Genomic DNA, 11017 nt, shown 5'->3' on the forward strand with positions numbered 1-11017 from the left:
GCGAAGTCCGGCTTATCGGAGCCTGTTTCCCGCTTTGTCGAACAGCAGGGCGTGGCTGGATTTGATGGCGATGGTCAGGGTGTCGGTCTTGAGTGCATTGCGCGATTCCTCACGCTCGATGATCAGCTGTTCCCCGCCGGCGACGTTGGCGTAGATGTAACTGGTGTTGCCGAGATGTTCGGCAACATCCACCGTGACGGTCATGTCGGCATCCCCCTGACCCGCCTTGGCGAAATGCTCGGGACGCACGCCGAGCGTCACTTTCTCACCAAGTGCCGGTGGCGGATTGTTCATGGGCAGGGTGAGACGGATTTTGCCCTGATTCACGAGGGTGATGGTGATGCTGTCAGGATCCGCCGCAACAACCTCGGCGCTCATGAAGTTCATTTTCGGCGACCCAACGAAACCGGCGACGAACTGGTTGGCAGGATTATCGTAGAGATCGAGCGGTGCGCCAATCTGTTCGATGTTACCGCCCCGCAGCACCACGATCTTGTCGGCCAGGGTCATGGCTTCGGTCTGGTCGTGGGTCACGTAGATCATGGTCGTGCCCAGTTCCTTGTGCAGGCGGGAAATCTCGACGCGCATCTGCACCCGCAGCTCCGCATCGAGGTTGGAGAGCGGTTCGTCAAACAGGAAAACTCGCGGTTCGCGAACGATGGCGCGGCCAATGGCAACGCGCTGGCGCTGTCCGCCTGACAGCTGCTTGGGGCGGCGCTGCATGAGCTCCCTGATCTGAAGAATGTCAGCCACCCGCTGAACCCGGCGCTCCGTATCGGCTTTCGGGTTGCCGGTCATGCGCAGGCCGAAGGCGAGATTCTGCTCGACGGTCATGTGCGGGTACAGCGCATAGGACTGGAACACCATGGCAATGCCGCGGTCGGCAGGTTCGACGTCATTGACCAGCGTGTCACCGATATGGATTTCGCCGTCGGTAATGTGCTCGAGACCGGCAATCATGCGCAAGAGCGTGGACTTGCCGCAGCCGGAGGGACCGACGAAGACGACGAACTCGCCATCGGCCACATCGAGGCAGGCGTTGCGGATGATCTCGTAGGAACCGAAACGTTTGACGACATTCCTGAGTGAAAGTTCGGCCATGCGGCGTTTCCCTATTTGATGGCGCCGGCGGCGATGCCGGCGATGAAGTGGCGCTGCAGAAGAATGAAAATGACGAGGATCGGTGCCGTGAGCATGACGGCGCCGGCCATGATGCCGCCCCACGACACCTTGGTGAGACCGATCAATGTTCCGAGCGCAACCGGAGCGGTCAGCATGCCCGGCCGGGAATTGATCAGCAGCGGCCAGAGATAATTGTTCCAGGATGCAAGGAAGAGAATGATCGCGAGCGCCGCCATGGTCGGCCTGGCAAGTGGCAGGGCAATGCGCAGGAAAATTTGCCATTCCTTGACCCCTTCCACCCGCGCTGCGTCGAAGAGCTCGGCCGGCATCATGGAAAACGCCTGCCGCATGAACAGCACGCCCAGCGAGTTGAAGAGCGGCGGCACGATCAGGGCGATCCAGGTGTTCGCCAGTTTGAATTCGCGCGCCACCAGGATGAACTGCGGGATCACCACGACGAAATAAGGCAGGGTGATCGTGCCGAGAATGATCGCGATGACCAGGGACTTGCCGACGAATTGGTAACGGGCGAGGGCCCAGCCCGCCATGGAGGTGAGCAGGACCGACAGGACGGTGTAGACGATCGCGACGCCGATGGAGATTGTCAGGGCGCGGATGAAATCCGTATCCGCCTGCAGATTGCTGAAATTCTCCAGGAAATGCGTGGATGGAAGAAGTTCGATCTGCGGGCTGAAAATGCCGTAGTCCGGCATGGTCGCGAACACGAACATCATCCAGAGCGGAAACAGCCAGATGATCGCCAGCGGAATAAGGACGCCATGCAGTGCAACTGAGCGGACCAGGGTCGAGCGTGACTGCGACTTCATTTCTCGTCCCTCCCGATCCAAAGATTGAGCAGCGAAATCAGCACCGCCAGTGCGGCCATGGTGTAGGCGATCGCCGAAGCGTAGCCGAAGTTCAGCGAGGTAATGCCTTGCCGGTAGAGGAACAGCCCCAGGGTCTCCGTTCCGCCGCCGGGACCGCCGCGATTGGTGATGAGGAACGGCTCGGTGAAAAGCTGCATCGATCCGATGATCGACAGGATCACGCAGAACAGGATGATGGGTTTCAGAAGCGGCAGGGTGATGTGGATGAACTGCCGGAGCTTGCTCACGCGGTCCAGCGTTGCCGCTTCGTAGACATCGCCGGGAATGGACTGGAGCCCCGCCAGTATGATGATCGCATTGTACCCGGCCCAACGCCAGGTCACAGCGATGATAAGAAGCGCCATGGCCGCGGGGGCGTCCGCAAACCATGAAATGGAAGCTATGCCGACATTGTTCAGCAGCTTGTTGATGACACCGAAATCAAGATTGAACATGAGACGGAACACGGCGGCGTAGGCGACTTCACCGACCACGATGGGTGCGAAGAAGGCAAAGCGGAAAAGGCCGCGTGCTCTCAGGAGCGGGGAGTTGAGCAGGACGGCCATGACTGTCGCCAGCGTGATCATCACGGGAACCTGAATGATCAGGATGATCATCGTGTTCTTCAGTGCATTGTAGAAGGCGGGATCGTTGAACAGACGACCCCAATTGGCGCCAAAACTGAAAGCCCAGGGATTCACACGGGTGTTCTGAAACGACATCACAAATGAACTGATGATCGGCCATATCCAGAAGGCCGTAAAAACCATGAGATAGGGGGCAAGGAACCCATAGGCGGCCCGGTTGCGCAGCTGCATCAATTGTCCTCCACGGCGATAGTCAGGTCTTCCAACGGAATGCCGGACAGGCGCTCCCACTCCTGTCCGGCGCTGAGCTCATTGAGCGATTGGCAGTCCTGTTGCCGATGCGATCTGGTTTGCTGCATCATCGAGGGCAGCCTTTGCGTCGGGATATCCTCCTGCAAAATATTTGGTCTGGGTTGCCTTGTAGATGCCGTTTGCATCACCTTGAAATGCGGTGCCGCGACCGGCCACGATCCTTGGCAATGTGCCAAGAATATCGGTCCAGATGGCCTGCCCGCCCCAATAGGGCTGTGCTTCAGACACGAAGGGCTGTTTCTCGGCACTGAGCAGCGATGGTACAAGACCGAAGTTCTTGAGCATGGTGATCTGTCCCTCATCGGTGCCGAGGACGTAGTTCAGATAGGTCCAGGCCGCTGCCTTGTTCGGCGAGCCGCTGCTGATTGCCAATGACGAACCGCCGACATTGGCCGCATGGGGTCCGTTGGGCGTAAGACTCGGCATGAGGTAGACGCCCCATTTGCCCGCAAGTTTGGGAGAGTTGGTGCGGATTGTACCCTCATACCAGCCGCCATAGAGCTGGCTCGCGACGGTACCCGCGGTATTGGCCTGAACCTTTTCGTCCCAATTGGCCGCCGTGAGCGTGCCCGCATCCTTCATTTGCTTGATCTTCTCCAGCGTGGCAATGCATGCGGGCTGGTTGATCGTGATGGTCTGGCCATCGGCGGAAAAGAAGCCGCAGCCCTGTTCATTGGAGATCATACGGAACCATTCGCTGTCGCCGTTGAAGTCCGCCTGAGCCATGACAACGCTGGGGTTGGCAGCGGCAATTTTCTTGCCAGCGGCAATGAAATCATCCCAAGTCGTTATGCTCTTGGGATCCACGCCAGCCTTTTCGTAATAGTCGCGCCGGTAAAAAACGGCGACGGGACCGGAGTCCCAGGGCATGGCATAGGGGACATTGCCGGCTTCCAGCTCGGTGCGTTTGAAATCCGGGAATTTGGCTTGTATGTCGCTGGTGTAGCCGAGTTCCTTCAGATTGGTGAAGCAATCGGGAAAACGGTTCCAGAAAATCTCGGCCTTGTAGTTCTCGATGGTGACGACGTCCGGCAGACCATCCCCGCCCGCAGCACAGGCAGCGAGCGTCTTCTCGAAGACCTGGTTATTGCCTAGATCCTGAACATTCACCTTTATATCCGGAAACTGCTTGTTGAAGCCTTCCAGCGATACTTTCAGGGACGAAGCCGCGATATCCCAGCTCCAGATGGTAATTTCGGTTGGCTGTGCCGAAGCGGTCGCCGAACCCATGCCCAATGCTGCGACAAGTGCTGTCGCGCCAAGAAATTTGAAGCTCATTGAAAATCCTCCCTTTTCAATTGCCCGATCTTTGCGAACATGGCTACACTAGCGGCAAGGGAGCGCCTGTCTCTCATAAAGGGAACATGAATTGGGCGGAAAGTAAGATGGGAGAAAGGCCGATCTATCAGCCGGGGGCAAGCAGTGTCGAAGGTCTGCCAACCGCCCTGCAAATGTTTCACAATCACCCGCTCGTCATGGCCATGCCGCATTGGCATGCGCAGGTCGAGGTCAACTACGTCATTCGCGGTTCCGTGCACTACCGGATGAAAGATCACAAGATCCGCCTCAATGCGGGCGACATGTGCCTGTTCTGGGGCGGTCAGCCGCACCGGATGGACGAATCCTCCGACGATTCGATTTACGCGGGTGCGCATCTGCCGCTCGTGCATTTCTTTCGCATGCGTCTGCCGGAGAGCGTGCCAAGCCGGTTGATGCAGGGAGCGACCCTTGTCACCGCCGCAACCGATGCGGCCGACAGGGAAAACTTTACGCGATGGTACGCCTATGCCCGGTCAGGCGATCCGGTGAAGGCGGAACATGCGGTCAATGAACTGCTTCTGCGGATCGAGCGCGTTGGCTTCGAGCCTTATCGCTTGGTGCCTGATTGCCCGAATATGTCTGCTGGTGAGCAATCCAGTCAGCAGTCGTCCAGGGTGGTTGCGCGAATGTGTGATTTTATAGCAGGCAACTTTCTGCAGGAAATTGACTCGATCGACATAGCCACGTCGGCGGGGCTTCATCCCAAATATGCGATGAGCGTGTTCAAGAAATCGACTGGCATGACATTGAACAATTATGTGAGCCTTCTCAGGCTGTCCTACGCGCAGGCCATGCTGTTGCAGGACAGGGCGAATGTGCTGCAGGTCGCGATGGACAGCGGGTTTGGCTCGCTCAGCGCCTTCAACAAGTCGTTCCGCAATATTGCCGGCATGTCCCCATCGGACTTCCGGCGTGATCTGCGCAGCGGAGGGCAATTGACCGGCGGGACGGCTGGATTTCAAGGATAGCGCCCATGGCAAGCGGCAGCGGATTTGCGCGTTGTTCAGATTGAGAATTGTTATTGATCATATAATATTATAAATAATGGTCAGGGAGGAACTGGCGAAGCAGACTGCGTCCACGAAGCACGTGGAGCCGATCAATATTTGCTTCAGCGTCAAGAAGCAAATCGCCAGTCACAGGGATACAATTGGTCGAAAACGAACTCAGCAATTATGATTTTCGTACGGCGGGTCATTCGCGTACGCATCACGGCCACGTCATGCGCGATCTTGGCCTGCGGATCGTCAACGGGTCCTATCCCGAGAACAGCATTCTGCCGGGGGACGCGGAACTGCTCGAGCGCTTTGGCGTGTCGCGCACCGTTCTGCGCGAGGCGTTGAAGACCTTGGCGGCGAAAGGCCTTATCCAGCCCAAGGCCAAGATCGGCACCCGCGTGCTGGAGCGCTCCAACTGGAACCTTTTCGATCCGGATATTCTGGTCTGGCATTTCGAGGCCGGTGCCAGCGCCGCCTTCCTGTCGAGCATCGTGGAAATGCGCCTGGCGCTGGAGCCGGAAGCTGCGGGTCTCGCCGCATTGCGGCGCACGGAAGCGCAGCTTGCCAAGCTCTACGAGTGGGTTGAGGAGATGGGCAGCACGCGAGAATCGCCCGCACACTTTGTCCATAGCGACCTGCAGTTCCACATTGCCATCGCGGAAGCCTCCGGCAATCCGTTCATGCGCTCGATCAGTGCCCTGATCGAGGTGGCGCTGGTGACAACGTTCACGATCAGCTCGCCCATACCCAACACCGAGCGTCACATGCATTCGGTTGCACGGCACAGGGCCATCGCCGATGCCATCAGGGACCGGGACGTTGCGACTGCCAAGGAAGCCATGCGCGGCGTCATTCAGGATGGTGCCGAACGCGTCCTCGCAGCCTCGGGCACGGACTAGAGCCTTAGACCCATCCGCCGTCGACGATGAAGTTCTGGGCGGAACACATTCTGGAATCATCCGATGCGAGGAACAGCGCCATCCGGGCGATATCGTCGGGCATGACCCGCCCAGCCAGGCATTGGCTGCGGTCGATCAATTCATTGGCCGCATCGTCGACCCACAGATCGAGCTGGCGCTGGGTCATCACCCAGCCCGGCACCAGCGTGTTGACGCGGATGGCGTGTTTGCCGAGATCGCGGGCAAAGGAGCGGGTGAGGCCATGGACGGCCGACTTGGCAGAGGCATAGCCGGGATATCCTCCCGATGCCATCATCCAGCCGACGGAGCCGAAGTTGATGATGGAACCGCCGCCGGCGGCAATCATGGCCGGCGCAACGGCCTGGATGGCGAAAAACATGTGGCGCAGATTCACCGCAATGCGCTGGTCGAAATACTCCGGTGTCACCTCGCGCCAGTCATGGCGTGTGTCATTGGCGGCATTGTTCACGAGAACCGTTGTCGCGCCTTGGATCTTCTCGATTTCGCGGATTGTTCTTTGATAGGCACCGATATCCGTCACGTCGGCGGCGCGAAACGTCACGTTGCCACCTGAAGCATTCAGTTCTTCAGCAAGATTTCTGCCTTCCGCCTCGGCAAGATCAACAAACCCCACCCTGGCGCCTTCCGCCGCAAAGGCACGGACGATCATTTCGCCGATACCCGTTGCACCGCCGGAAATGAAAACTGGCTTGCCGGACAGGCCGGGATAGCGTGCGAAAACGGACGGCGTCATTGTCATCATCTGTACCGATTATTGTTGCGGGCAGGGCGTGCGGACCTGTCTGGCAGTTTTGCACCTTAAAGTGTAGCCACTTTCACCTTTACCGGCTTTTGTATTTTCAGCGGATTGCGCAAGGGCAGGCCGAAGGCGGGCGCTTCGATTTCAAAAACGTCGCCATTCTCTGTCTTGATGCCATCGGCGAAGGACAGCGTTGCGGTTCCGAACATGTGGACATGGACATCGCCGGGCTGGCGGAAAACCGGATATTTGAAATGATGATGTTCGAGATTGGCAATCGTGTGGGACATGTTGTCTTCACCGGACAGGAACGGCTTTTCCCAGATCGCTTTGCCCTTGCGCAGGATGCGCGAACTGCCGCGGATGTCGGCCGGCAGATCCCCCACGATCAACTCCGGCCCCAGGGAACACGGGCGCAGTTTGGAGTGAGCCAAGAAGAGATAGTTGACGCGTTCGGTGACATGATCGGAGAATTCATTGGCCAGTGCAAAGCCGATGCGGAACGGTGTGCCGTCGGAACCAATCACATAGATACCGGCAATCTCCGGTTCTTCGCCGGCGTCTTCGGCAAAGGCTGGAGACAAAAGCGGCTGCCCCGGCCCGGTGAGCATCGTGCCATTGCCCTTGTAGAACCATTCCGGCTGTACGCCGGTCTGTCCCTTCTTGGGTTTGCCGCCTTCAAGACCCATGCGGAACATCTTCATCGAATCGGTCAGGGTCTCTTCCTTGGCATCGTCGATCTTGCGGTGCATGGCATCGCGCGTCGCTGCGGATCCAAGATGAGTCAGGCCCGTTCCCGTCAGATGGATGTGGGCCGGATCATGCGTATCGATGGGCGAAAGCAACCGCCCTTCGGCATAGGCGGCCTCGATGTCGAGCACTTTGCCCAGCCCGCGCTCTTTGACGATCCTGGAGAGGGAGGTCTTGGCTTCAATGGCCGCGTGCGCGAGTTCGAGAATCGACCGGGTCCGCTTCACGTGCCGGAACGTATCATCCACCCGCGCGGCAACCTGCCGCTTCCCATTGGCATTGAGCAATTGAACCAAATTCACGTCTGTCCTCCCGGGGAATTAACGTGTGAAGCAAAGCAGCTTCACTTCATTCTTGACTTTTAGCGAGCGATTTTTGAAAAATACTATAATAGTATTATATCGATGTAAACGGTTGCGAGCTCGGTTTTCTGATTGCGCTGGTGGCCCGCCGGGAAAGACTTTTTGCTGTGGTTCGAAAGGACTATTCCAAAAGTCATACTTTTGAGATAAGTGTTGCAAGGATCGTGCTCTGGGAGGAGCTGGAGGCTGATACGAAGACGATTCCACCCGGAAAACATGCTCGACTAAAATAGCGTCCATTAGGGAAATTGGGAGGATACCAGTGAAAATGTTTAAGATGGTTGCTGCAGGCCTGATCGCGCTTTCTGCGATGGGTACGCAGGGTTTTGCTCAGGACAAGGGCGCCGTTGGCATCTCGATGCCGACGAAATCCTCCGCACGCTGGATTGCTGACGGAGACAATATGGTGAAGGCGCTGAAGGAACGCGGCTACACCACTGACCTGCAATATGCGGAAGATGACATTCCGAACCAGCTTGCCCAGATCGAAAACATGGTCACCAAGGGCGTGAAGGTTCTGGTCATCGCGGCCATTGACGGCACCACGCTGTCCAATGTGCTGCAGCAGGCGCATGATGCGAACATCAAGGTCATTTCCTATGACCGCCTGATCCGCGATTCCGGCAATGTCGACTACTACACGACATTTGACAATTTTCAGGTTGGTGTCCTGCAGGCCGGATCGCTCGTGAAGGCGCTCGGTCTTCCCGAAGCAAAGGGCCCGTTCAACATCGAACTGTTCGGCGGTTCACCCGACGATAACAACGCCTTCTTCTTCTACAATGGCGCGATGTCCGTGCTTCAGCCTCTGATCGACAGCGGCAAGCTCGTCGTCCAGTCCGGCCAGACCGGCATGGACAAAGTCGGTACGCTGCGCTGGGATGGCGCCGTCGCCCAGGCCCGCATGGATAATCTCCTTTCCGCCTACTACACGGACAAGAAGGTCAACGCCGTTCTGTCGCCCTATGATGGCCTGTCGATCGGTATCCTGTCGTCGCTGCGCGGTGTCGGTTACGGCACCAAGGACCAGCCGTTCCCGTTTGTTTCCGGGCAGGATGCCGAAGTTCCCTCGGTGAAGTCGATCATCGCCGGCGAACAGTATTCCACGATCTACAAGGATACGCGTGAACTGGCCAAGGTGACGTCGAATGTCATCGACAAGGTGCTGAAGGGCGAGCAGCCGGAGATCAACGACACCAAGACCTACAACAATGGTGTCAAGGTTGTTCCGTCCTATCTCCTGAAGCCGGTGGAAGTGGACAAGACCAACTGGAAGGACATCCTGATTGGTGGCGGTTACTACACCGAAGCCCAGATCAAATAAGTCTTGGATATCCGGCAAACCCTGCGCATCATTGCGCAGGGTTTGTTGTTACGCCGGTCGTGATGCCTGCCAAGAATATTCCGCTGGTGTGCGACCGCTGGGTTTCTATAAGTTTGCCAAGAGAAACGCCGTCTGAGCCTATAATGCTGCTCGCAGGCGTCGATGAGGATCTGCATGGATACTATCCTCGAAATGCGCAATATCACCAAAACCTTTCCCGGGGTGAAAGCGCTCAACAATGTCAATCTGAATGTCCGCAAGGGCGAGATTCACGCGCTCGTCGGCGAGAACGGTGCGGGAAAATCAACCCTCATGAAAGTGTTGAGCGGTGTCTATCCGCATGGCAGCTATGAGGGTGACATTCACTATAACGGGCAGGAACAGCACTTTCGCGATATCGGCGACAGTGAAGCGAAAGGCATCATCATCATTCATCAGGAGCTGGCCCTTGTGCCGCTTCTGTCCATTGCCGAGAACATCTTCCTGGGCAATGAACCGGCAAAATTCGGCATTATCGACTGGCATGCTGCGGAAACCCGCACGCGTGCGCTGCTCAAGAAGGTCGGCCTGCGCGAAGATCCGCAGACGCTGATCACCAATCTCGGCGTCGGCAAGCAGCAGCTGGTGGAAATCGCCAAGGCCCTGTCCAAAGAGGTCGAACTGCTCATTCTCGATGAGCCGACGGCCAGTCTCAATGAAAAGGACAGCGATGCACTGCTTGAACTGCTGCTGGAGTTCAAGGCGCAGGGTATTTCGTCGATCCTGATTTCCCACAAGCTGAACGAAGTCGGCAAGGTTGCAGACCGCATCACCGTGCTGCGCGACGGAGCGACGATCGAAACGCTGGACAAGGATGCGATCTCCGAGGACCGGATCGTGACCTCCATGGTCGGCCGCCAGCTGGCGGATCGCTTTCCCCAGCGCGAGCCGGATATTGGCGACGTGGTCTTTGAAGTGAAGGACTGGGTGGTCCACCATCACGTTCACAGCGACCGGACCGTCATCAACGGTATCAATCTCAACGTTCGCAAAGGCGAGGTCGTGGGGATCGCCGGGCTGATGGGGGCAGGGCGCACCGAATTTGCCATGAGTGTCTTCGGCAAGGCCTATGGCCGCAAGATCAGCGGCGAGGTTTTCATCAAGGGCAGGAAGGCGGATGTCTCGACCATCGGCAAGGCTGTTGAAAACGGCATTGCCTATGTCACGGAAGATCGCAAGACCTATGGGCTCAATCTGATCGACCACATCAAGCACAACACCACCATCGTCAACCTTGACGGTGTCTCGCATGGCGGTGTGCTGGACGATATGGCGGAATTGAAAGTCGCCAATGAATATCGCCGCAAGACCAATATCCGCTCATCCAGCATCTATCAGAAAACCGGCAACCTTTCCGGCGGCAACCAGCAGAAGGTTGTCCTGTCGAAATGGCTTTTTGCCAATCCGGACCTGCTGATGCTGGACGAGCCGACCCGCGGGATCGACGTCGGGGCAAAATATGAAATCTATTCCATCATCAACCAGCTGGTGAGCGAGGGCAAAAGCGTGCTGATGATCTCGTCGGAAATGCCGGAGCTGCTCGGCGTCTGTGACCGGATCTATGTGATGAACCAGGGAAGGATCGTCGGCGAAATGCCAGCCAAGGAAGCAAGCCAGGAAAAGATCATGCGCGCCATTATCCGTGCCGAAGGGAAAA

General features: G+C 57.4%; 10 protein-coding genes (1 of these 10 running past the window's edge). 4 read left to right on the forward strand and 6 right to left on the reverse strand.

The window, feature by feature from the left end; translation table 11 throughout:
* Nucleotides 1-12: 12 nt before the first annotated feature.
* The 4 genes from ACZ5FP_RS20270 to ACZ5FP_RS20285 form a co-directional block, all read right to left on the reverse strand.
* Nucleotides 13-1101: an ABC transporter ATP-binding protein gene (locus ACZ5FP_RS20270; RefSeq protein WP_464663981.1), complete on the reverse strand. Its 1089-nt coding sequence runs from the start codon at nt 1099-1101 to the stop codon at nt 13-15.
* An 11-nt stretch (nt 1102-1112) separates the two neighbouring features.
* Nucleotides 1113-1949 (reverse strand): carbohydrate ABC transporter permease, encoded by an 837-nt coding sequence (locus tag ACZ5FP_RS20275; protein WP_464663983.1) that lies wholly within the window; start codon nt 1947-1949, stop codon nt 1113-1115.
* Nucleotides 1946-2806, reverse strand: coding sequence for a carbohydrate ABC transporter permease (locus ACZ5FP_RS20280; protein ID WP_464663984.1), 861 nt, complete (start codon nt 2804-2806; stop codon nt 1946-1948). Before ACZ5FP_RS20280 ends, ACZ5FP_RS20275 begins: the two co-directional genes overlap by 4 nt.
* Before the next feature lie 78 nt (nt 2807-2884).
* Nucleotides 2885-4165 (reverse strand): ABC transporter substrate-binding protein, encoded by a 1281-nt coding sequence (locus ACZ5FP_RS20285; RefSeq protein WP_464663985.1) that lies wholly within the window; start codon nt 4163-4165, stop codon nt 2885-2887.
* Nucleotides 4166-4251: 86 nt separating this feature from the next.
* On the opposite strand from ACZ5FP_RS20285, the gene ACZ5FP_RS20290 reads away from it, so the two are divergent.
* Nucleotides 4252-5175: a helix-turn-helix domain-containing protein gene (locus tag ACZ5FP_RS20290; RefSeq protein WP_464663987.1), complete on the forward strand. Its 924-nt coding sequence runs from the start codon at nt 4252-4254 to the stop codon at nt 5173-5175.
* Between the two features lie 254 nt (nt 5176-5429).
* Complete coding sequence (locus ACZ5FP_RS20295) at nt 5430-6104, forward strand: FadR/GntR family transcriptional regulator (RefSeq protein ID WP_464664035.1); 675 nt, start codon at nt 5430-5432, stop codon at nt 6102-6104.
* Between the two features lie 4 nt (nt 6105-6108).
* On the opposite strand, the gene ACZ5FP_RS20300 is transcribed toward ACZ5FP_RS20295, so the two are convergent.
* Together ACZ5FP_RS20300 and araD1 are read right to left on the reverse strand one after the other, a co-directional pair.
* Nucleotides 6109-6879 (reverse strand): SDR family NAD(P)-dependent oxidoreductase, encoded by a 771-nt coding sequence (locus ACZ5FP_RS20300; RefSeq protein ID WP_464663989.1) that lies wholly within the window; start codon nt 6877-6879, stop codon nt 6109-6111.
* Nucleotides 6880-6944: 65 nt separating this feature from the next.
* Complete coding sequence (gene araD1 / locus ACZ5FP_RS20305) at nt 6945-7937, reverse strand: AraD1 family protein (protein WP_464663991.1); 993 nt, start codon at nt 7935-7937, stop codon at nt 6945-6947.
* A 328-nt stretch (nt 7938-8265) separates the two neighbouring features.
* Here araD1 and chvE point away from each other — a divergent pair, with 328 nt between their 5' ends.
* Entirely contained in the window at nt 8266-9321 is a 1056-nt protein-coding gene (gene chvE / locus ACZ5FP_RS20310; protein WP_464663993.1) for a multiple monosaccharide ABC transporter substrate-binding protein, read from the forward strand.
* Nucleotides 9322-9495: 174 nt separating this feature from the next.
* Nucleotides 9496-11017 carry the 5' portion of a multiple monosaccharide ABC transporter ATP-binding protein gene (mmsA, locus tag ACZ5FP_RS20315; protein ID WP_464663995.1) on the forward strand. The gene runs 8 nt beyond the window's last position, so the window shows 1522 of its 1530 coding nt (coding positions 1-1522); its start codon is at nt 9496-9498; its stop codon lies beyond the right edge, outside the window.

The sequence above is a fragment of the Phyllobacterium sp. T2-21 genome, from assembly GCF_055378485.1.